Here is a 21,539-nt window from a genome sequence, read left to right as displayed (position 1 = left end):
CATAGATAAAGCTTATTTTTGTAGTTTAATACCATTGTAATAGGCATCAAGCGTTGTGATTTTAGTTTGATTTGGTAAATCGGCAAAGTCACTTTCTATAAACTTAGTACCACGTAATTGCACATTTAAACGGGCGGCATTAGGGTTAAGCATTGTTTGCTTGTAGTAATCTTTTATATCTGCAAGCGTTACTTTTTCAACTTCATCAATCAGCTTTTGCTTAGAATCAAAGGTAAAGTTTTCACGGTACCAATCGTTTATAAGTGGGCTCATTTCGTCACTTAAGTTTTTAGGCTGCTCTTTAAGCGATACTAGGGTAGAGTTTTTAAGCTGCTCAAAAGTCTCGTCGCTCATGTTATCAAGTTCAACTGCGTATTCTTTTTTAAACTCATCAAAACGAGCTTGTATTTCTTTTGGTCCTTTAACCGGTGTTTGAATATACAAACCAATTGCAGAGTAATCCTCGATTGGGCGAGCTAATGCACCTACTGCGTATGCAAGTTGCTCCTCAGTACGCATTTTATCAAACGCAACTGTTCTAAAGTGGCTTTGTAATACAGCCGCTTCTGCTTTTTGTTTGTAACCCGCAACAGGGTGAACGGTCATATCGACCACCGCTACATCGGCTACATCAATATCTTTTTGCAGTACCAGCGTTTCGCCAGGTTGTGGCAACCACGCTTTGCTTCGCGCAAATTCACTGCGCTTATGATTACTTGGTAATGTTGCACTTAACTCTTTCGCTATCGCGTCTATATCTTGCTGATTGTAGTTACCGTAATTAAATACGCGTAAATCGTTTTGTGCAAACGTAGCTGTTTTTAATTGTGCTAAGTCGGCAACACTCAGTGAATCAGCGGCTTTGATAAGCGCATCTGTATCAAAACCACCTGTACGCGTTAGTTTTGAATACTCGCCAAATGCTTGTGCATACGGAAACTGCTTTTGTTGATTTAGTAAATTACGTTTAAAACGATCTACCGCTTGGCTAAATGCTTGTGCTGTTTCATCGGCTTTTAATCCGGTTAAAGCTTGTTTAAGCAATACATCTTGCTTATCTGTAAAACCACTCATAGATAAAACAAGACCATTACTCGGTGCTAAGCTTACGCTCATACCGGCGATTGCTGCTTCGGTACTTAACTGACTTTGTTGAATATTATATAAATCGGCCCAAACAGAATAAAGGACTTCCGCTTTAATATCGTTCAAACCTGGTTGAGTATTTATATAAACTTCAACAAGCCCTTTTGGCTGCTCTGCAAATTTTTGACTTGCTTGGCGCCATACTTTTACACCATTTTTATCGTAAGCAAGCTCTGGGTGTTTTTGCTCTTTAAATGCTTGAGTTTTTATTGCAAAATTTTCAGGCAATAAATTGTTTACTGTTGGTAGTGCTAACTTAAATTCGCTTGGTTTTTTCCAGCTGGCAATTTCATCATCGCTAATGTCACTGATGCGGTATTTACCGTCGTAAAAGTGTAGTTGTGAATCAGTCTCTTCTTGCTGCGATACATACCAAATACGAAGGGTATCGGCATTTAACTGCTCAAGCACATTGTTTACAGCGTCAGCGTCAAACTTTGCATAATAATAAGGTGCATTAATAGCGTGATTTAACGGATAGTCTTGCATGCTTTGCGTAAGCGAGCTTACATAATTAAACTCATCACCTTTTTCTAAAAACTTAAACTGGTTATTAAGGGAAGTACGAATTTCGTTGAAGTACTTGCTATCAACGCCTTCTTTTTTAATTAAATCGATGTACTGCATAATAGTCGCAACTATTTCGTCACGATTTTTCATGCCTTCATCTGTAAGCTCTACATTTACATTTAACGAACCGTAGTTGCCATATTGATTTGGTGCAGCTGAAGCTGAAAGCTGAGACACCCACCCTTTATCACGAAGAAGTTGCGCTGGGCTGCCCGGCATTTCATTACTTAGTAAATACGCTACAAAACGGTTTGGTTTAAGTGCAAATTCGCTATTATTATTAGCAATGGTGAAATCAAGCTGCAACTGTTTTACATCTTCATTTGGTGCATAAAACACGCGTTTTCCGCCAGCGTTATCAAAATCAAGCTTTGCAGTCACTGTAGGTTTTTCGATGTTTTTATTTTTTATATCAGCAAAGTATTTTTGCGCTTTTTGTTCCATTTCAGCAATAGGTAAATTAGAAATAAGCGCAACTTTCATAATATTTGAAGAGTAGTATTTATTATAAAAATCAACCGTTTCTTTATGCAGCGAGCTGCTTTCTTTATCGCCAAGCGTTTCAAGGTTCCCGATTAAAAAACGATTAGCGGGGTGATCGCCCATCATTTTACGCGCGAGTTTAAACTGACCAAAAAAGTCCATTTCGCGGCGCATTGACCACTCTGCGTTCACTGCATTTTTTTCTTTGTCTGTGTATTCTGGGTATAGCTTTGGCGCTTTGAAAAAATCGGCAAAACGATCTAATCCTTCATCAAACGCGTCGTTATTAATTTTAAACATGTAATTGGTAATATCGAGCCACGTATACGCGTTGTGCGCGCCACCATTTTTGGTCATAAAATCAGAATACCCTTTTGTATCTGGGTAACGATCTGTGCCTAAAAACAGCATGTGCTCTAAATAATGCGCCATACCTTGCTGCGACATCGGGTCGTGCAGTAAACCAACACCAACGCTTAGTGCCGCTGCTGATTTTTCAGCACCCGGATCAGACACTAAAATAACTTCAATGTCGTTTGCCAGCTTAAGTGTTTTATATTCGCGGTTATCGTTAGGACTTACGACTAACGTATCTGATAGTAAAGAGGCCTGAGGCGCCACTGAAACCGAAGCCGTATTTGAACAACCACTTAAAACTGCAAGTGCGATGGCACTAAAACCAATAATCTTTTTCATTTTTGTTTTCCATTAAAAAGTATTGCGCAAAATAGCGTGCGCCAATTCAAAGCAATATAGTTAAGCTAAACTAACATTTTCAATTAATAACTTTCTACAAAATAACGCTATTTTGTGTAACACATTGTGAAAAATGACTTCATAATCGAATATTAGATTGGGAATCTGCCAACCTTGTGAGATTAAAAATCATTCAATATCAAAAGATACACAAACTCTAAATAATAATAAGGAAAAATAATGGAAAAAATCATCATACTTGCCATGTTCACACAAGTTACACTTTCACTGGTTGTTATGCTCATTATGGGTAAAAGGCGCTTTGCAGCAGCTAAAAATAAACAACTAGATTTAAGCGATTTTAAAACAATGCAGTTAGATAAGGCTGGCGACACTATTAGGGTTGCAGATAGGAACTTTTCGAATCAATTTGAAATACCTGTACTTTTTTACGCCGGATGTTTACTTGCACTACAACTAAATAGCGCCAGTACACTTGTGGCTATACTGGCCTGTTTATTTGTAGCAACACGAATTGTGCATAGTGTTATTCATTTAGGTAAAAATAACGTACGCGCACGTTTTAACGTGTTTTTACTGGGTTGTATTTGTGTGTTTTCAATTTGGCTTGCGATGGTTTGGCGAGTATTATTTTAAATAGCAAAGTTTAATAATAGTAATGTGGACGGCAGGTTTACGCCATCCACATTACCGTTAATTTTAATTATTTAGCACGTTTTAAACGAGGTAACGCAAGTAAAAAAGCACCTAAAAGCCAAATTAACCCGCCGCCAGAGCTACTACCTGAATCTGTTGATGTGTCAGCGTCAATTAACGTATTTGCAGTGACTGTAAGCCCTGCTGAAGAATTCGGGTCATCATCCATTACAGTTACGCTTTGAATAGTCACTAAATTAGCACTGCTAATCGTTACGTCATTGCTTGAACATTGTTCAGCAGTAATATCAACAACTGGAGTTTCACCACAGTGCACCAAAGCTGCAATTTTATCTAAAGTAGATTGACTCGCTGCAGTAATTTGTCCGAACACAGTAAAACCACCATTTTGCGTATCAAGTGCAGCACTGTTATCGGTGATATTGAAAAACCACTGGCTTGTCGCGCTATTAGCATCACCTGATAATTTAGCCATAGCAATTGTACCCTTAACATTAGAAAAAACGGGCTCATTTACTACAGAAGGCTTTGTCGTAATCGCATCTAATGAATCAGAAAATGTAAATCCTCCCCCTTGAATAACGAAGTTACTGACAGAGCGGTGAATCACTGTTTCGTTATATGAATCATCTTGAACATAACTTAAAAAATTTTCGACTGTTTTAGGTGTTTGTTGATCAAAAAGGTTAATTTCTATCACACCTTGGCTCGTGTTCATTTCGACAATAGTAGCGGTGCTTGTAAAACTTGCTGCAGCGAGTACTGAGCCAAGTAAAAGTTTTTTCATGTTACATTCCTGTTGTTATATTTTTTAGATAAGTAGTTAATACGTTAACACATTAATACCATAGGCGATTAAAATCGATTCTAAAGTTCAAGTTGATACAAATTAGACCGTGTTGATAACAAATTAATTACATACATCATTATTTATATGCTTTTTAGCTATATAAATTTAATTATTTACAAATAAATCATCTAAAAAGCGTGACTACTTTTTGTTACTTTAAAAACACACAAAGAATAGGACCCAACAATGCCACACACTAAACATACAATTTGTGACTTTGGTTTACACAAAGGTGAACCATACACAAAACTACCGGCGAGCTTTTTAACATGGATGATAGGTATAAACCATACTAAGCGGGAATATGCGAATACCGAATTAAGGCGTCGAGAACGTGCCGCCACAAATCGATTAACTGTACCTTCTAAATAAAATGTCAATAAGTACGTTTTTTTAGCATAAAACTAGTTTAAACTACCCGCTTGATAAATTAAGTAGACCTTAATCCATAGGTATTTTATGCGTATTATTATTTTATTCTCAATTATTCTTAGTGTACTTGGTTGCACTTCATCATCAACTAGTAGTCCCTCAACTCAATACTTAACTGTTCTACATACAAATGATAACCATGGACGTTTTTGGCACAATGAAAAAGGCGAATACGGCATGGCTGCACGTAAAACGCTTATTGATTCGCTTCGAGCTGAAGCGAACAAACAAGGTCATGCCGTTTTACTACTCTCTGGTGGTGATATTAATACGGGCATTCCTGAGTCAGATTTACAAAAAGCAGAACCTGACTTTAAAGGAATGTCGCTGATTGGTTACGATGCAATGGCATTAGGTAATCACGAATTCGATAACCCTATTGATGTTTTGAAGCAACAACAAAAATGGGTGAACTTCCCTTTTTATCAGCCAATATATTTGAAAAAGAGTCAGGCGAGCACGCTTTTGATGGCTACAAAATATTCAAAAAGAATGGATTAACTATTGCTGTTATTGGTTTAACAACAACCGACACAGCCAAAATTGGTAATCCTCAGTATATTGGGCACTTAGAGTTTAAAGACCCTGTTGACGTTACAGCAAAACTAGCTAAAGAAATAAAAGCTAAGTATAACCCTGACATTACAATCGCCCTGACTCATATGGGTCATTATGTTGATGCTAGCTTTGGTATTAATGCACCCGGTGATGTAACACTCGCTCGCTCACTTCCTGCAAACACCCTTGATATGATCATTGGTGGCCACTCTCAAGAACCTGTATGTATGAGCGATACAAATGTAAATGACGATAGCTTTAAACCAGGTCTTGCCTGTAAACCAGACCAACAAAACGGTACTTACATTATGCAAGCCCATGAATGGGGTAAGTATGTTGGTAAAGCTGAGTTTAAGCTTGAAAACGGAAAATTAACGTTACTAGACTACAAACTGATGCCAGTTAATTTGTATGTAGATAAAGTACAAGCTGATGGCTCAACTAAAGAAGTATTAGCAAACGAGTACATTAAACCAGACTCAAAACTTGAATCTTATTTAGCGGTATACCAAGCTAAAGGCGCTAAACAAATTGAAGGTACCATTGGTGAAGTAGATGCTCGCTTAGAAGGTGACAGAAACAAAGTTCGCTACCAACAAACAAATCTTGCACGCGTAATTATTCAAGCTCAAATGGGTGTAGTGGGTGCAGACTTTGGACTAATAAGTGGTGGTGGTATTCGCAGCTCAATAGAGGCTGGTGAAGTGAGCTATAAAGATATTTTAAAAGTACATCCTTTTAAAAATCGTATTACTTACATGGATTGGCAAGGCAGTGATTTATGGGACTATTTAAATACAGTAACGAGCTTCCCACCGGATGCTGGCGCTTATTTGCAATACCATAAACTATCGTTTGAGCGTAAAAATAATCAGTTAGTTAATGTGCTTATTAATGGCCAGCCTTTTAATAAACATAATACGTATAGAATGAGTCTAAATAGCTATAACGCATCAGGCGGTGATGGCTACCCTGCGCTTACAAATAAAAAGGGGTTTGTTAGTACAGATGAAACAGATGCCCAAGCCCTTAAAGACTTTATATCAAAAAACAGCCCTCTTAAAACGGCTGAGTTTGCTCCTAAGTAAATAAAGATAATAAGAGGAAAGTAGCCAAGCTACTTTCCTCTTATTTCGATATTGCCTTTTCTAATATTTGCCAGCCCATAACTATGTAAACGAGAGCGAGAGCCCTCACCATACGCTTTTGGTGGATAATATAACTCTTTCTCTTCAGGGCATTCGTTAAGTACTTCATCTAGTGCCGCACGTATTTCACTCAACGTTTTTTCAAGACTATTATTAAAGTTAGGCCTTTTTCTAACCGTATGGCCGAGTTCGACCAACCTATAAAAATACTTGTTAGCAAGCTCTAGCAGCTCCTCTGGCACATCTTTATTATGACTAAGCGCTACATCATCGTTCTTTGTACAATACTCTACAAGTGCTAAATAAAAGCACAATGGCTTATTGGCTAAACACATTTTTTGTTCTGTATTACAACTACTTGATAATGTTTTATCGTTAAGGTCAACAATAAGTATCAGCGGCGTAGGCTCTGCAATTGATTGATGCTGCGCATTATTAAACCGCTTATTGCTTTGTTTAATAAACGCAAACTTTACCCAAAAACTAACCAACACACTTAATACTAAAAATATAAAATAGTAAATAAAATGGCTCAATGTAAAGTGGGTTTGTTGGACGTTAAATACAACTAATACGAGCCCATTATTAGTGCTCAAACTACGTATTATTTGGTGTGGGTTTACAGGTGTTACCATTTCGCTTTTTGGTGCAATAGCAACAACTTTGAGCTCGTTCGAATTAATGTAGCTATTTAAAGTTTTAATGTAGCTGTTAACTGCATCTTTATTACCTGAATGCTTTAGCAGCTCATTTGATAAATCGAGTAATGGTAAGTCGAGTGCTATTTGTCTTTCTATCTGCGTAATTTTTTGTTTAGCTACTTGCTGGCTTTTTTGAGTTACAGAAATAAAAAAGACAGACGATAAAATAAAAAACAAACTTATAATAACAAGTAATTGCTTATACTTACTCATCACCAGCCTCCTCTTTTAAGCTTACTAAGCTGGCGCCACAGCGCCAAAATGGCTGGACGTTTTGATAGTAATGCAAACTTTGATCTTTAGACATATCAAGCAAATTTTCCTGCACTGCGCATAATAAATCAGTGTTGTTTTGCTGCATTTTTAAATACCATCTTGTTCCAGAAATATTATTACTCAATGGCGTAATATAGTTTTTTGAAAAACGTTTTTCGTCGCTCTCTTTCCAAAACGAAGCAATAATATCTACTTTTCCATTAGCGAGTAAATCACGTAATTCGTTATGAGAGCTAGCATAAGTGATTTTCAAATTGGCTAAATTAATATCCAACTCTTTAAACGTTTGCTTTGGTAAAATATGCCCAGAGCGGCTGGTCGGATAATCAAGCAAACCTATGCGCTTATCTAAAAAGTATTGTTTTGTGATTCGAGGTTTTTCTTTAGAAGATATAAAAAAGGCCGTGTAGTCAGAAAAGCCAACAACAGGCTGGTAGTTATAGGTCGACTCTGCTTTAAAGGCTGCCATAATATTATTTTTAGCCAAAATTAAATCAGCAATACCTTTACCAACAAACTCAAAGCTGTCTGCCGTTCTATACCCCCAATATCCTTTTACAGAGCCATACTGCTTAGACACTACGTTATCAGAACACAAATTTTGTGTTAATAACTTGGCTATTTTTTTGATTGCGTAAAAACAATCAATTGGCTTTTATTACTTGTTGCTGTTGTTTGACACTCTGTTGAGGTTTCGATCATAACTGGGAAATGCAAATCATCGTTATACACACTAACTTGTCCACAAACCCACGTAACGACCAATAAAACAAACAAAAATGTAACAATTAACGTTTTATGTAACACGATATTTTTCAAATTCAACGCAGTGCCACTCAAAAATAAATCATATATTGCATTTGAACAACTTTACTTACTTATTACAACAAGTAATTTTACCTGTTAATTATAAGCTATTGATTTTAATCACAAGTGAATAAGAAAGCATGAATTTTAATGAGTCCTTCCTATCAACATTAAAAGTGAGGACAATTGACCGCATTAGCTTATAGCAACCCCATGAAATATTCATTTAGGAAGTTCTAATGCATAACAATATAAAATACTCGATATCTTCTGCGCTTTTGATTAGTGCAATATTCACAAGCACTAACTCATACGCTTGGGGTCAAAATGGCCATCGTATTGTAGGGAAGATTGCAGAATCTCATATAAGCGAAACAACAAAAACGGCAATACAACCCTACCTTAATGGTGAGTCACTTGCGCAAATATCAACGTGGCCTGATGAAATGCGCTCTGCTCCTGGCGAGTTTTGGCAAAAACAATCATCTCGTTGGCATTATATTAATGCAGCACCAGGAAAAACTTTCAGCTTCAATCACGAACATACTAAAAACAAAGAATCTGTAAGTAATATTCTTGAAGGCATTCACTATTCAATGCAAACGCTCACTGATAAAAATAGCACCTTGGATGCTAAACAGTTCAGTTTACGTTTTTTAGTACATTTAGTAGGCGACAGTCACCAACCATTTCATGCAGGTCGAGGTGAAGACAGAGGTGGTAACCGTATCAAAGTTTCATTTTTTAACGAAGAAACAAACCTTCACAGCCTTTGGGATACTAAGTTAATCGAAAACCAGAACTTGTCTTACACCGAATTTGCACAATTTATTGATACAAACAATAAAGAGCTAATTGCTGAGTATTTACAAAGTTCACCTAAAACTTGGGTTGAAGAATCTCATAATTTAGCAACAAAAATTTATAAGTACACCAACGACGAAGTTGGGTACAGCTACATATATAACAACACTCCGATTATAAAAACGCGCTTACAACAAGCAGGTATTCGACTAGCTGGATTACTAAATGCCTTATTTGACCCTTCTGCAAAAGAGTTAGAAACGGCGCTGAAAATGACGACTGACAAATAAACTGTATTAAATTTATATAACCTACACACGGGAAATCAACATTATGACTAAGCTTCGCCTTTCGAAATTAACTGGAGCGGTAATTTTAGCTCTAGGTGTTTCTACAAGCGCAATGGCTGCTGATACTTCATCTGCAATGCGTGGTAAAATCACAACGCCTTCAGGTGGCAGTGCTGCAAACGTTAAAATCAAAGTAGTTCACCAACCAACGGGAACTATTAGCGAACTAACTACAAACGAAAGTGGTACGTTTATCGCTAATGGTTTACGTGTAGGTGGTCCTTACATGGTGATCATCGATTCTGATACGTTTAACGACACAACGGTTGAAAATATCTACTTAAACCTTGGTGAAACTTACCGCTTAAGCTCGCAGCTAGCTCCGCTAAACATCGAAAAAATTGAAGTGTCTGGTTATAAGATTGTTCAACAATCAGGTGGGTCTAGTAGCACTTTTGGTTCTGATACTATTGAGAACATGCCAAGCTTTAACCGTGATATTAAAGATATTGCGCGCTTAAACCCACTTGCCAGTATTAATGGTAATGGCGAGCTAACGTTTGCAGGTAGTAACCCCCGTACCAACGGTTTAACCGTTGACGGTATTGGTCAAAATGATGACTTTGGCTTGAACTTTGGTGGCTACCCTACTTCTCAGCCTCCTGTAGCACTTGATGCTATTGAACAAGTCTCTGTTGATGTATCGCCATTTTCGGCTTCTAAAGGTAACTTTGGTGGCGGTACTATTAATGCAGTAACAAAATCTGGTACAAATGAGTTCAAGTTTTCTGGCTTTTACGAAATATCTACTCCTGAGATAGCTGGCGATGTTGATAATATTGTACAAGAAGACGATCTTGATGAGCTAGGTCATAAAACTTACTCTACAAATAAAGTAGAGCCGATTAAAACTGAAGAAAGATTTGGTTTTAACGTTGGTGGAGCGATTATTGCCGATGAACTGTTTTACTTTGTTAACTATGCAGAATGGTCAAGTGAATTAGATCTAGATTACGGCTTTGACGGCTCTGGTGCTTCAAATGAATTTAATACTTCTGAAGCTAACTATAATCGTTTCATTTCTATCTTAAATAATGAATACGGCTTAACTGATTCATTAGCCGGTGCGCCAGAAGATACAAACAAAAACTTGCTTGTTAAATTAAGCTGGAACGCAAGTGATGACCATCGTTTAGATTTCACTTATCAATGGCAAGATGACCAAGATGAGCGTAACTCTAGCACTGGCGGTGATAATATAGCCTTAGTTTCAAGCACTTATGCATACGTAACTAAGTTTAATAACTTTTCATCTAAACTTTACTCTGATTGGTCTGAAAACTTTTCAACAGAAATTGGTGTGTCGTATAAAGATGTTACCTCTGATAGCGCAACTCGCTCTAACTTAGGAAGCATTACTGTTGAGGAAGACGGTAGAAATGGTCCTTCTTACAACTTTGGTACAGATCAATACCGCCATGCAAACCGTTCAGAAACACAAAATCTAACTTTTACGTTAGACGCTACGTATTTAATGGATGAGCATGAAATAAACTTTGGGGCTCAGTACGAGTCACTTCGTTTATATAACTTGTTTGCTCAAAACTCTCTTGGAACGTGGAAGTTTGATAGCTTAGAAAATTTTGAAAACCGTGAAATTGGTTCTTATGATTTCTCTTATCAAAATGCTTACACTAATGATTCAGCTGATACAGCATATGATGTAAGACGTAACCAGCTAGCGCTTTACATAGAAGATACTTTTTATGTAGGTGATGATTTAGAAGTTACAGCAGGTGTTCGTTATGAGCGTTTATCATCTGATGATAAACCAACTCTAAATGAAAACTTTGCTAATACGTATGGCTTTACTAATCAAGAAAATCTTGATGGTCTAGACATTATACTTCCTCGTGTTGGCTTTAAGTACTACGTAACAGAAGCGCTTACTATTAATGGTGGTATTGGTCGTTTCCAAGGCGGCATCCCAAATGTTTGGTATAACAATTCATTTCAAAGTGATGGCATTACTTTAGTATCAGCACAAAACGATGTAATTAATGACTACTATGCAAATAACACTGCCGATATTACTCAGGTTCCTGATGAAATAAAAAATACATTAGAGCAAGGTGCTGGTAGCGTTGCGTATATCGACCCTGACTTTAAATTGCCTTCAAGCATTCGTACTCAAATAGGTTTTGAATATGAGTTTGATTCTGAACTATTAGGTGATGGCTTTAAATGGCAAGCAGAGATTGCTTATCATAAAAAAGAGAATGAAGCGGTATGGCATAATTCGTCTATTAACCCAGTAGGCTTAGCAGCGGACGGCGAACGTGTTATCAATCAAAGTATTTACAGTGGCGATAATGTTGACATAGAAATGACTAATTCATCGGATGATGGTCGTTCAATTATTATTTCAACGGGTATTGCTAAACAATGGGACAATGGCCTGTTTGTATCGGCAAGCTATGCTCACCAAGATGTTACAGAATCATCAGCAGGTTCAGCTTCTCAGGCAGAAGGTAACTATAAGCACAATATTACAGTAAATCGTAATGAAGATATTGCAGCACGTGGCTTTTACGAAGTTGAGCACAGCTTTAAAATTAACTTAGCGTATAACACTGAAATTTTTGAAGGATATGCTACTAAATTTAACGTGTATTTTGAGCGTCGCTCGGGTCGCCCATTTAGTTATACTATGAATATGTATAAAAAAGGTGATTTAGGCGATACAAGCTCTTTATTCTCTAATGGTGCCTACTTACCTTATATTCCTACAGGTGCTGATGATCCGAATGTAAATTGGGCTGATTCTAAAATGACTTGGGATGAGTTAGAACCGTTATTAGAGCGTGCTGGTATATCTCAACGTGGTGGTATTTTAGGTAAAAACACAGCAACTCAGCCTTGGGTAACAACCATGGATGTAAGCATCAAGCAAGAAATACCTGGCTTTGCACAAGGTCACAGTGGTGAGGTTTACTTTATGATTGATAACTTCGCAAACCTTTTAAACAGTGACTGGGGTATAGAAAAGCGCTTAGGTTACTCTAACCAAACTATTTATGACTTTGGTGGTCTTGATGATCAAGGCAGATATAAAATAGACAACAGTTTTGGCGGTGCGGATGTGCGTAATTACTCGCAAATCAGTTCATCGTCATCAGCTTGGCAGGCTAAAGTTGGTATCAGCTACAAATTTTAAGCCTTAAAGCAATACAAATAACGCGTTAAGTTATTTGTAAATCACAATAAACCCATTGCAATTTGTAATGGGTTTTTCATATTCCTCCCCTACAATTTCACATGTTTGTCATAAAGCCCGCGTAATATACACCCCGATATAGAGTTATTGCTCAAAAAAACACTCAAATAGACAAAAATAGTACTATTTATTAAAAATATATTGCAGTTGTATTTTATTTGTAACGAATAAATGAGGTACACTAGTAACGGATTTTGAATAAATGAACTTCGACTGTTTATTTTTCAAAATTTAAAATAAAAATATAAAAATTTAATTATTAACTACACGGGAAAATTAAATGAAAACTCAATTACGCAAAACAGCTCTTTCACTTGCTATTGCAGCATGTGTTGGTGTAAGTGGCGCTGCAATGGCTAACGAAACGACCTCTGCAATTAAAGGTCAAGTAATGGGGCCTAATGGCAACCCAGCAGCCGGCACTAAAGTAACAATTTTACACGTGCCTTCTGGATCAGTAAAAACAACTGAAGTAAATGACGCTGGTTATTTCACAGCTAAAGGCCTGCGAGTTGGCGGCCCTTATAAAGTAATTGTTGATTCTGATGTATATGCAGACCAAGAATTCAATAACATTATTCTTAATATTGGTAACGACTACCCAGTAAACGTTTCTCTTGAGTCACAATCAAGCATGGAACAAATTGTAGTTTCTGGCGCGCCAATTAGCTCTATGTCTGGTGGTACTGGTCCGGCGTCTACTTTCACACTTACAGATCTTGAGAATCAACCAGCTATTAACCGTGATTTGAAAGATATCATTCGCGTTGATCCACGAGTAGCAATAGATGATAGTCGCGGCACAATTAACTGTGGTGGCGGCAATCCAAAATTTAATAGCTTGACGCTAGATGGCGTTCGAATGAACGACAACTTTGGTTTAAGCTCAAATGGTTACCCTACTATTCGTGCCCCTTTCTCTTTTGATTCAATTGAACAAGTAGCTGTAGAACTTGCACCATTTGATGTTCAGTACGGCGGTTTTACATCGTGTAACATCAACGCAGTAACCAAGTCTGGCGGCAACGAAATTCATGGCGGCGTATTCTTCGATTACACTAATGACTCAATGAAAGGTGATACAATTGAAGGCGAAGACGTTGATAATGGTAGCTACAATGAAAAACGCTACGGTTTTAATGTTGGCTTACCACTAATTAAAGATTCATTATTTTTATATACTTCATATGAAAAACTAGAAGGCGTAGCACAATTTAACTATGATCCTTTAGGTTCAAGTGTTTCTGCAAGTGATTTAGCACGTATTCAACAGATTTCACAAGATGTATATGGCTACGATGCAGGTACGACTCCTTCGAGTGCACCTGTAGAAGATGAAAAAATACTAATTAAATTAGATTGGAACATTAACGACTCGCATCGTGCTAACTTAATTTATAACTATAATGATGGCTTTACATTATCTCAATCTGATACTGGCTCAACTCGTCTTTCATTAGACAGTCATTTTTATGAGCAAGGCGCAGAATTTACTTCAATCATCGGTTCACTATATTCGGATTGGAATGACGACTTTACAACTGAAATCCGTTTAGGTAAATCAGAACTAGATGCACGTGTTGAATCACTTGATGCTGCAAGCAGTTTTGGTGAATTCCAAGTAAACACATTGGATGGAGGTCGAGTATATTTAGGACCAGATGATTCTCGTCAATCAAATGATTTGGATTATGATACAACTACATTTAAACTTGCTGGTACGTACTACCTTGATCAACACACGATAACGGCTGGTTACGAGTATGAAGAGCTAGAAGTATTCAACCAATTCGTTCAACACACGCAAGGTGAATGGAGTTTTGCTAGTATTGATGATTACGAAGCCGGAATTGCAAGTGCAATTTTCTATAATAATGCCGCAGGCACAAATAATGCTGCAGATGCAGGTGCTAGCTTTTCATATGCTCAACATACTTTTTATGTTCAAGATGAATACAGCTTCTCAGACATTGATGCATCACTAACGTTTGGTCTGCGTTACGACAATTATACCAGCGATGACAAGCCTACATTAAATGAAAACTATACTGCACGTTATGGTTTCAGTAACCAATCAACATTTGATGGTATAGATTTAGTTCAACCTCGTATTGGCTTTGAATGGTATGCAACTGATGCACTTGAAGTTCGCGCAGGTTTAGGCTTATTCTCAGGTGGTAATCCAAATGTGTGGTTATCTAACTCATATTCAAACGACGGCATCACTAATATTAGTGCAAATCAGTTTGGTGCTATTGATTTATTTGCTACACCAAATGTCAATGGTGGCAAACCAGGTTTTGATGTACCACAGTCACAGTTTGACAAAGTAGCTAACACAGTAATTGGTTCTGGTGATAGCTTTACGAACGCAGTAGCTTCTGATTTTGAAATCCCATCAGAATGGAAATACTCAGTAGGTGCTACATATACAACGGAAGACGAATATGTAATCTCATTAGATTACCTTTACACTAAAAAGCGTGATGCAGCGACATTAATAGACCAAGCCCTTACTGACAGTGGTACTACTACTTTTGATGGCCGTCCTATTTTAAAGTCTATCGAAGATCGTGACGGTGATTTACTTTTAACTAACGTTAATGGCGACAGTGGTGAAACTTCTATCATCTCTGCAGCTGTAAGCAAAGCATTCGATAACGGCATTAAAATACAACTATCGTATGCTTATACAGATGCTGATGATGTTAACCCAATGACGAGTTCTACAGCGAGCTCTAACTACGGTAACTTAGCAACGTCTAACCCGTTAGATCCTGGTGTATCTTCATCAGATTATGAAATACCTCATCGCTTTACATTAAATCTTGCATACACGCATGAATTTTTCGATGGGTATAGTACTCGCTTTAATTTATTCGGCGAAGCATACAAAGGCCTACCTTACAGCTTCACATTTAATGGTAACGATGAAGATACATTTGGTGATTTTAATTCAAATGATTCTCGCCAACTACTTTATGTACCATTAGTAAATGATCCTAACGTTGTTTATAACATGTCAGCAGACGAGATTAATGAATTTAATGATTTCATTGCATCTGAAGGCTTAAAACGTGGTGAAATTGCGGGCCGTAACGCGCAAAATTCTGATTGGTTTGTTAAATTTAACTTTAAACTAACTCAAGAAGTACCTGGCTTTATGGATGGTCATAAAGGCGAAGCATTCTTTGTTATCGATAACTTAACTAATATGTTAAATGATGACTGGGGTGTACTTAAGAAAGGTCCATTCGTTGGCGCTCGTATGATTTCAACAGACATTGATGACCAAGGCCGTTACGTTTATTCAAACTTTAACGGTAATAATGCAAGCACCACAACTCAACGTGATGCATCTCTTTGGGAAATGCGTGTAGGTGTTCGTTACACTTTCTAATTTAACTTATTAAATTAGTTAATATTTTAAAAGCCCACTTTGGTGGGCTTTTTTATGCCTTTAATTTATTATTTAACTTTTCAAAAATACTCACTAGCACTTCGTATTCTTTGTTAGTCAAAGTACTCAGTAATTGTTTTTCCCAATTCAGTGCATCGGGCGCTATTTGCTCATATAAGCTCTGACCTGCTTTGCTCAGTACAAGTAAGGCCGCGCGTTTGTCTTGTGCATTTAACTCACTTTTCACTAAACCTTTATCTATTAAAACTTTTACCGCGCGTGACACTGTCGACTTGTCCATATTTGCTTGCGTGCATAAATCCTTTGCGTTGCTTTGGCCATACTGCGCTAAATTAGCAAGTATTCGCCACTGGGGAATATTTAAACCGTATTTAGTTTGATAAACCTCGGCAAAGTCGTTACTTACACGTGTTGCAATATTGGTTAATTGATAAGGTAAAAACGTTGCTAAATCAATTTTCATTTTTGGTTATCCCAGCTTTATAAGGTTTACTTTGGTGTTCATTAATATTTACGCAGGTGCGTAGTTGCACATTTGATATTAGTCTCACTTGAGAGTATCTTAACTGAAATAAAAATAATATTAAACCAACCCCTCTCACAGGAGTCAGTAATGGCGACACAATTAAGTTATATGACCGGCTTTGGTAATGAATTTGAAACACAAGCGCTACCCGGTGCACTGCCAATAGGGCAATTTAGCCCACAAAAGGTTAAATACGATTTATACACCGAGCAATTTAGTTCGACTGCGTTTACGGCTCCTCGCGCTTCAAATCGCCGCACTTGGTTTTACCGTCTTCGTCCGTCTGTAGTGCAAGGAGATTACCAAGCAATTGATAACGGCCTAATAAGAACAGCTCCAATCACTGAAGCCGTAACACCACCAACAATGCTACGTTGGAATCCTATTGATATGCCTTCACAGTCTACTGATTTTATTGATGGCTTGGTAACTATGGCAGCTAATGGCAGTGCTAATGGGCAATCGGGTATTGGCATTCATGTATATGTCGCTAATCAGTCAATGCAAGGACGTTACTTTTGCAATGCCGATGGCGAAATGTTGTTTGTCCCTCAGCAAGGTGAGTTATTAATTCACACCGAGTGCGGTAAGTTAAGCATTAAACCAGGTGAAATTGCTGTAATTCCCAGAGGAATTAAGTTCTCTGTTGATTTAATTGACGATACAGCCCGTGGTTATATTTGTGAAAATTATGGCCATGCTCTTGAGCTTGCCGAGCGAGGACCTGTTGGTGCAAACGGTTATGCCAACGACAGAGACTTTCAATACCCCGTTGCTGCCTTTGAAGATAAAGAAGGTGACTTTGAGCTTGTTTCTAAATTTAACGGTAATTTATTTAGCTGTGAAATTAAGCACTCTCCTTTTGATGTGGTTGCATGGACAGGTAACAGCTCCCCCTATAAATACGACTTATCGCGTTTTAATGTGATGAATACAGTAAGTTTTGATCATCCCGACCCATCTATATTCACTGTGCTAACCTCTCCTTCTGCTACTGAGGGTATGGCAAATGTCGATTTTGTGATATTTCCACCGCGTTGGATGGTAGCCGAAAATACATTTCGCCCGCCTTATTATCACCGCAATATTATGAGTGAATTTATGGGCTTGATTGAAGGTGTGTATGATGCAAAAGAGCATGGTTTTGTACCTGGTGGCGCAAGTTTACACAATTGTATGTCGCCACATGGACCTGAAGCCGACGTATTTGAAAAAGCCTCAAACGCTGAGCTTACACCACAAAAATACGAAAACACATTGGCCTTTATGTTTGAGTCGCGCTATATAATTTCACCGACAAAATATGCATTAGAAGGTAAAGAGCGCCAACTAAACTACACCGATTGCTGGCGTACTATTAAAAAACAATTTACAGGTTCACAGGATTAATTATGAAATTATACAGCTACTTTCGCTCATCAGCGGCTTATAGAGTGCGTATAGCGCTTAACTTAAAAGCAATCGATCATGAACTTGCTATTGTTAACCTTTTAAAATCGGAGCAGCTTGGGGAAGAATACTTAGCGACTAATCCGCAAGGGTTACTACCTGCACTTGAAACCGATAATGGTGTTTTAGCACAATCGCTTGCAATACTGGAATGGCTAGATGAAACTTATCCGCAATCGCCATTAATTACAGGGACTGCGTGGCAAAAGTCGCAAATAAGAAACTTAAGCTTTGCCATTGCTTGCGATATTCATCCTGTTAATAATTTACGCGTGCTGAAGTATTTATCGAACGAATTAGGTGTTGATGATGAGGCTAAAAATAAGTGGTATCGACATTGGATAGAAGTTGGTTTTGAAAAAATAGAACTGATGCTAAACGAAAATGATGACTACTGCTTTAGTGACCAACCAACACTTGCTGACATTTGTTTAGTGCCGCAAGTATTTAATGCAATTCGTTTTAACGTAGATATGAGCGCTTATCCAAAAATTGCAGCCATTTACGAACACTGTAATAAATTAGCTGCATTTAATGATGCTGCACCGCAAAATCAACCCGATGCAAATTAAGCTAGTTCAGTAACTAACCAGAGTTCAGGTTAGCTAGCTTTGTAGCGCACTATGAATAACCGTAATGTGCTCAATTAAATCTAAGCCCAGATCAGTTAAATATCCGCCATCTGGGCTATCTATAATCCCTTTTTCAAATAAACGTTGCGCTGCGCTAAGTAAGCTTGGCTCTGCGTCTGAATGTAATTTAATACCTTGCATTTTACTGTCGCGAGGGAATTTTGCTAATAGTGTGAATTCTTCGATCATTGTTTGATTAAATTGCATTGTGTGCACCTTATTATTGTTCTGTGAATAACTAAGTTTATAATTAAATCACTTTGTGTACTTTACACTAGCACGTTTTTTAGCTTAATGTATTATTTTTACCCCCTATTTAAAGGCCTCTAATGCGTAACTTTTTAATTCTATGTTTTTGTTTTAGCAGCTTATCGTATTCAATACTTAGTGAAGCAACAACGCTTAAAACCCATTCAATTATTGATGCAAACCAGTTTGTAAATGAAGAATCAAACTGTTGGTATGACAACAAACGCTATAGCGAAGGGGCGTTAATACAAATTCACTCATTTACACTTTTGTGCGGTGCTAAAACACCCCAGCACAGTAACAGCCAACTCATTTGGCTTAAAATAGATAAACAAGGTAATGCTATTTACCCAACAGCTCCTAAAAAAATCACTGTGAATTAGCGCTAAAAGCTGATTTGAGCTACAATACACGCAGTTTAAATAAGTAGTATGGCTATGGATAATCAACCTAAAAACCCTTTACATGGGGTAACGTTAGAACAAATACTTGTTGAGTTAGAACAGCGACTTGGCTGGAGAACACTTGGCGAGCAAGTAAAAATCAAATGCTTTACTGATCAACCGAGCATTAAATCGAGTTTAAAGTTTTTGCGTAAAACGCCTTGGGCTCGCGATAAAGTGGAAGCACTTTATATTCACACTATAAATAACAAACCTATTCGTAGACCAAAAAGTGCACCAAGAGAAACATCTTCTCAAGCGCCGGATACTACAGGTTTTGTTTGGCCATCAATTAAAAAATGATATAAAAAAGGAGCTAATTTAGCTCCTTTTTTGATTGTAGCAAGCGCGATTTATTGCTCTTTGCAAATCACATTTAATGAGGCTGGTTCAATAGTAATAACCAGTTTTTGAGCTGTTTTAACCTCACCGTCAAGTACGTACTTAAGCTCTCCTTCGCCTGTAACCTCGACCCTTTTAGCATTTGTATGGTGCGAATTTATTGCTAAATGTGTTTGCGTTAAACTACTAAACATCAATTCTGCAATACTTAGTACTGTAGTTGAATCTTCATTATTTGGTGTTAACCAATTTACATCGAGTAGTCCGTCACTATGATCAGGTTGCCCGCCACCTTGCGCCAATAACGTTGTAAAAGGCGCAGCATTAGCCACAATAAAGCTATTGGTGCAAATTTCTTGAGGTTCATTGTCATCAAGCTTTACGTTAAGTAACAATGATTTTTGCTCGTTAAAGGCTTGAAAAAAGCCGTTCAAATAAGCAAGTTGCCCTGATTTATTTTTGGATTTTCTATCTGCTTTTTCAATCATTGACTGCTCAAAGCCAATACCCGCAAGCAACAATACCAATTCATTATTGCAATAAGCAGTATCTATTAGGCTTGTTTGACCATCTATAATTAAATCACAAGCTTGTTCTACAGGAATAAATTTAGAGCTAATACCCATTAATACATGGGCTAGTGCATTCGCTGTACCCATTGGGATGATACCTAGTTTACATCGTGTATTTACAAGTATGCTTGCAACTTCTGCTACGGTACCATCGCCACCACACGCTATTATAATATCTGGATTTTGCGCAATTGCCTGTTTAGCAAGCTCAATACCATTAACCTCTTTTGAAGTAGTAAGTACTTTCAAATCGTAATAAGCCGATAGCCGCGCAACAATTAAATGCTCTTTTTCTTGCCATAATCGTGTACCCGATACAGGGTTTGCAATTAAAACGGCTTTGTTTTTAATCAGCAGTTCGCCTTTTTTATGGCGTTTAGCTAGATGACGAAGCTGATGCTTATTTAAGTTTGCGGTTTCGCGGGTTTCTTTTATTTGTGCAAGCACTTCATGTACATCTGCATTTTTATTTTGACTCAATAAATAAGCCGCCATAACAAAAACTGAACGCCCACGCCCTAAAGCGCAATGTACAACAACGCGATGATTTTCTTTAATATGGTGATGTATCCAATTAATAGCCTGATTTAACTGCGAATGGGTAGGAATACTATGATCGAGTACCGGAATATTTAAGTAATCAATACTTTCTTGCGTAGAGCTCCATTCGAGGCCGTCAAATTCACACGTTACATCTAAAATAGCCGTGATCCCGTTACTTTTTAATGTATCTATATCTGAGGGGAATAATCGGCAAGCTAAAAATAGATTTTCGTTTATTTGTTGAATGGGCGGTACTTTATCGCGCTTACGTGACCAAGCATTATAGATTTGTACACCAAGCAGAAATGGCACAAACGCCCAGCGTATATAAAAAGGGATCACCCCATTTTCACGTTTTCTAAATATTTTTGCAGTATTAAAAATATATGCGGTACTCACTAATAAAAGTGACAGTGCAGTCCAATAAAAAATAATAGCAAAATAAACAGAGTCCACTTCCCAACCAATAAAAATAAGCAGTAGTGCTAAAAGTGAATAACCAATTGCAGCCCACATAATTTCTCCTTGTTATAAATAATCCCGTTTTTTAATCTTAATTTAAACGGCTGTATAAATTCTTGTGCAAGTATCACGCCATATAAAAAACACTTAAAACTCAAAAATATATCTTAACCAACTGATATTT

At 37.4% G+C, this 21,539-nt stretch carries 15 protein-coding genes and 2 pseudogenes; 10 read left to right on the top strand and 7 right to left on the bottom strand.

Going from position 1 to position 21,539, the window contains the following annotated elements; translation table 11 throughout:
- Positions 1-12: 12 nt before the first annotated feature.
- Positions 13-2,895 (bottom strand): insulinase family protein, encoded by a 2,883-nt coding sequence (locus P4S65_RS19045; protein ID WP_337120899.1) that lies wholly within the window; start codon positions 2,893-2,895, stop codon positions 13-15.
- Positions 2,896-3,135: 240 nt separating this feature from the next.
- On the opposite strand from P4S65_RS19045, the gene P4S65_RS19040 reads away from it, so the two are divergent.
- Positions 3,136-3,552 carry an MAPEG family protein gene (locus P4S65_RS19040; protein WP_149605021.1) on the top strand — a complete coding sequence of 139 codons (417 nt, stop codon included), beginning with the start codon at positions 3,136-3,138 and terminating at the stop codon, positions 3,550-3,552.
- Positions 3,553-3,619: 67 nt separating this feature from the next.
- On the opposite strand, the gene P4S65_RS19035 is transcribed toward P4S65_RS19040, so the two are convergent.
- The gene (locus P4S65_RS19035) at positions 3,620-4,360 is read right to left on the bottom strand and encodes a peptidylprolyl isomerase (RefSeq protein WP_337120898.1); all 741 of its coding nucleotides are present in this window, start codon (positions 4,358-4,360) and stop codon (positions 3,620-3,622) included.
- Between the two features lie 249 nt (positions 4,361-4,609).
- On the opposite strand from P4S65_RS19035, the gene P4S65_RS19030 reads away from it, so the two are divergent.
- Together P4S65_RS19030 and ushA are read left to right on the top strand one after the other, a co-directional pair.
- Positions 4,610-4,795: a hypothetical protein gene (locus P4S65_RS19030; RefSeq protein WP_149605019.1), complete on the top strand. Its 186-nt coding sequence runs from the start codon at positions 4,610-4,612 to the stop codon at positions 4,793-4,795.
- Positions 4,796-4,882: 87 nt separating this feature from the next.
- Positions 4,883-6,501, top strand: a pseudogene (gene ushA / locus P4S65_RS19025) (bifunctional UDP-sugar hydrolase/5'-nucleotidase UshA).
- Between the two features lie 29 nt (positions 6,502-6,530).
- Here the strand turns inward: ushA and P4S65_RS19020 are convergent.
- Together P4S65_RS19020 and P4S65_RS19015 are read right to left on the bottom strand one after the other, a co-directional pair.
- Positions 6,531-7,475, bottom strand: a complete 945-nt coding sequence (locus P4S65_RS19020) for a hypothetical protein (RefSeq protein WP_337120897.1) — start codon at positions 7,473-7,475, stop codon at positions 6,531-6,533.
- A pseudogene (locus P4S65_RS19015) lies at positions 7,468-8,363 on the bottom strand (hypothetical protein). The gene P4S65_RS19020 and the pseudogene P4S65_RS19015 overlap by 8 nt, the downstream one beginning before the upstream one ends.
- 221 nt (positions 8,364-8,584) lie before the next feature.
- On the opposite strand from P4S65_RS19015, the gene P4S65_RS19010 reads away from it, so the two are divergent.
- The 3 genes from P4S65_RS19010 to P4S65_RS19000 all read left to right on the top strand — a co-directional run bounded on the left by P4S65_RS19010 (position 8,585) and on the right by P4S65_RS19000 (position 16,116).
- A complete protein-coding gene (locus P4S65_RS19010) occupies positions 8,585-9,439 on the top strand; it encodes a S1/P1 nuclease (protein ID WP_337120895.1) in 855 nt (284 codons plus the stop codon).
- A gap of 43 nt (positions 9,440-9,482) precedes the next feature.
- Positions 9,483-12,656 carry a TonB-dependent receptor gene (locus P4S65_RS19005; RefSeq protein ID WP_337120894.1) on the top strand — a complete coding sequence of 1,058 codons (3,174 nt, stop codon included), beginning with the start codon at positions 9,483-9,485 and terminating at the stop codon, positions 12,654-12,656.
- A gap of 340 nt (positions 12,657-12,996) precedes the next feature.
- Positions 12,997-16,116, top strand: coding sequence for a TonB-dependent receptor (locus P4S65_RS19000; protein WP_337120893.1), 3,120 nt, complete (start codon positions 12,997-12,999; stop codon positions 16,114-16,116).
- 52 nt (positions 16,117-16,168) lie between these two features.
- Here P4S65_RS19000 and P4S65_RS18995 read toward each other — a convergent pair whose 3' ends face one another.
- The gene (locus tag P4S65_RS18995) at positions 16,169-16,600 is read right to left on the bottom strand and encodes a MarR family winged helix-turn-helix transcriptional regulator (RefSeq protein ID WP_337120891.1); all 432 of its coding nucleotides are present in this window, start codon (positions 16,598-16,600) and stop codon (positions 16,169-16,171) included.
- Positions 16,601-16,750: 150 nt separating this feature from the next.
- Between P4S65_RS18995 and hmgA the strand changes: the two genes are divergently transcribed.
- Together hmgA and maiA are read left to right on the top strand one after the other, a co-directional pair.
- On the top strand, positions 16,751-18,052 hold the full coding sequence (hmgA, locus tag P4S65_RS18990; protein ID WP_337120890.1) for a homogentisate 1,2-dioxygenase: 1,302 nt from the start codon (positions 16,751-16,753) through the stop codon (positions 18,050-18,052).
- Between the two features lie 2 nt (positions 18,053-18,054).
- Positions 18,055-18,684 (top strand): maleylacetoacetate isomerase, encoded by a 630-nt coding sequence (maiA, locus tag P4S65_RS18985; protein WP_096794489.1) that lies wholly within the window; start codon positions 18,055-18,057, stop codon positions 18,682-18,684.
- A gap of 33 nt (positions 18,685-18,717) precedes the next feature.
- On the opposite strand, the gene P4S65_RS18980 is transcribed toward maiA, so the two are convergent.
- A complete protein-coding gene (locus P4S65_RS18980; protein ID WP_007582405.1) occupies positions 18,718-18,951 on the bottom strand; it encodes a TIGR02647 family protein in 234 nt (77 codons plus the stop codon).
- A gap of 122 nt (positions 18,952-19,073) precedes the next feature.
- Here P4S65_RS18980 and P4S65_RS18975 point away from each other — a divergent pair, with 122 nt between their 5' ends.
- Both P4S65_RS18975 and P4S65_RS18970 read left to right on the top strand, forming a co-directional pair.
- Positions 19,074-19,376 (top strand): DUF1496 domain-containing protein, encoded by a 303-nt coding sequence (locus tag P4S65_RS18975; RefSeq protein ID WP_096794488.1) that lies wholly within the window; start codon positions 19,074-19,076, stop codon positions 19,374-19,376.
- 54 nt (positions 19,377-19,430) lie between these two features.
- The gene (locus P4S65_RS18970) at positions 19,431-19,739 is read left to right on the top strand and encodes a VF530 family DNA-binding protein (protein ID WP_010553962.1); all 309 of its coding nucleotides are present in this window, start codon (positions 19,431-19,433) and stop codon (positions 19,737-19,739) included.
- Between the two features lie 50 nt (positions 19,740-19,789).
- On the opposite strand, the gene P4S65_RS18965 is transcribed toward P4S65_RS18970, so the two are convergent.
- Positions 19,790-21,409 carry a diacylglycerol kinase family protein gene (locus P4S65_RS18965; protein WP_096794487.1) on the bottom strand — a complete coding sequence of 540 codons (1,620 nt, stop codon included), beginning with the start codon at positions 21,407-21,409 and terminating at the stop codon, positions 19,790-19,792.
- Positions 21,410-21,539: the final 130 nt, after the last annotated feature.

The organism is Pseudoalteromonas sp. B131b (genome assembly GCF_037162545.1).
GTDB lineage: Bacteria > Pseudomonadota > Gammaproteobacteria > Enterobacterales > Alteromonadaceae > Pseudoalteromonas > Pseudoalteromonas fuliginea.
Note: the sequence above shows the minus strand (reverse complement) of the source record. Positions and strands in the feature narration are given on the sequence as shown.

What these genes read in the sequence shown, in the direction of transcription:
- P4S65_RS19045 (WP_337120899.1), bottom strand. Translation starts at nt 2,895, where the DNA reads ATGAAAAAGATTATTGGTTTTAGTGCCATCGCACTTGCAGTTTTAAGT.
- P4S65_RS19040 (WP_149605021.1), top strand. Translation starts at nt 3,136, where the DNA reads ATGGAAAAAATCATCATACTTGCCATGTTCACACAAGTTACACTTTCA.
- P4S65_RS19035 (WP_337120898.1), bottom strand. Translation starts at nt 4,360, where the DNA reads ATGAAAAAACTTTTACTTGGCTCAGTACTCGCTGCAGCAAGTTTTACA.
- P4S65_RS19030 (WP_149605019.1), top strand. Translation starts at nt 4,610, where the DNA reads ATGCCACACACTAAACATACAATTTGTGACTTTGGTTTACACAAAGGT.
- P4S65_RS19020 (WP_337120897.1), bottom strand. Translation starts at nt 7,475, where the DNA reads ATGAGTAAGTATAAGCAATTACTTGTTATTATAAGTTTGTTTTTTATT.
- P4S65_RS19010 (WP_337120895.1), top strand. Translation starts at nt 8,585, where the DNA reads ATGCATAACAATATAAAATACTCGATATCTTCTGCGCTTTTGATTAGT.
- P4S65_RS19005 (WP_337120894.1), top strand. Translation starts at nt 9,483, where the DNA reads ATGACTAAGCTTCGCCTTTCGAAATTAACTGGAGCGGTAATTTTAGCT.
- P4S65_RS19000 (WP_337120893.1), top strand. Translation starts at nt 12,997, where the DNA reads ATGAAAACTCAATTACGCAAAACAGCTCTTTCACTTGCTATTGCAGCA.
- P4S65_RS18995 (WP_337120891.1), bottom strand. Translation starts at nt 16,600, where the DNA reads ATGAAAATTGATTTAGCAACGTTTTTACCTTATCAATTAACCAATATT.
- hmgA (WP_337120890.1), top strand. Translation starts at nt 16,751, where the DNA reads ATGGCGACACAATTAAGTTATATGACCGGCTTTGGTAATGAATTTGAA.
- maiA (WP_096794489.1), top strand. Translation starts at nt 18,055, where the DNA reads ATGAAATTATACAGCTACTTTCGCTCATCAGCGGCTTATAGAGTGCGT.
- P4S65_RS18980 (WP_007582405.1), bottom strand. Translation starts at nt 18,951, where the DNA reads ATGCAATTTAATCAAACAATGATCGAAGAATTCACACTATTAGCAAAA.
- P4S65_RS18975 (WP_096794488.1), top strand. Translation starts at nt 19,074, where the DNA reads ATGCGTAACTTTTTAATTCTATGTTTTTGTTTTAGCAGCTTATCGTAT.
- P4S65_RS18970 (WP_010553962.1), top strand. Translation starts at nt 19,431, where the DNA reads ATGGATAATCAACCTAAAAACCCTTTACATGGGGTAACGTTAGAACAA.
- P4S65_RS18965 (WP_096794487.1), bottom strand. Translation starts at nt 21,409, where the DNA reads ATGTGGGCTGCAATTGGTTATTCACTTTTAGCACTACTGCTTATTTTT.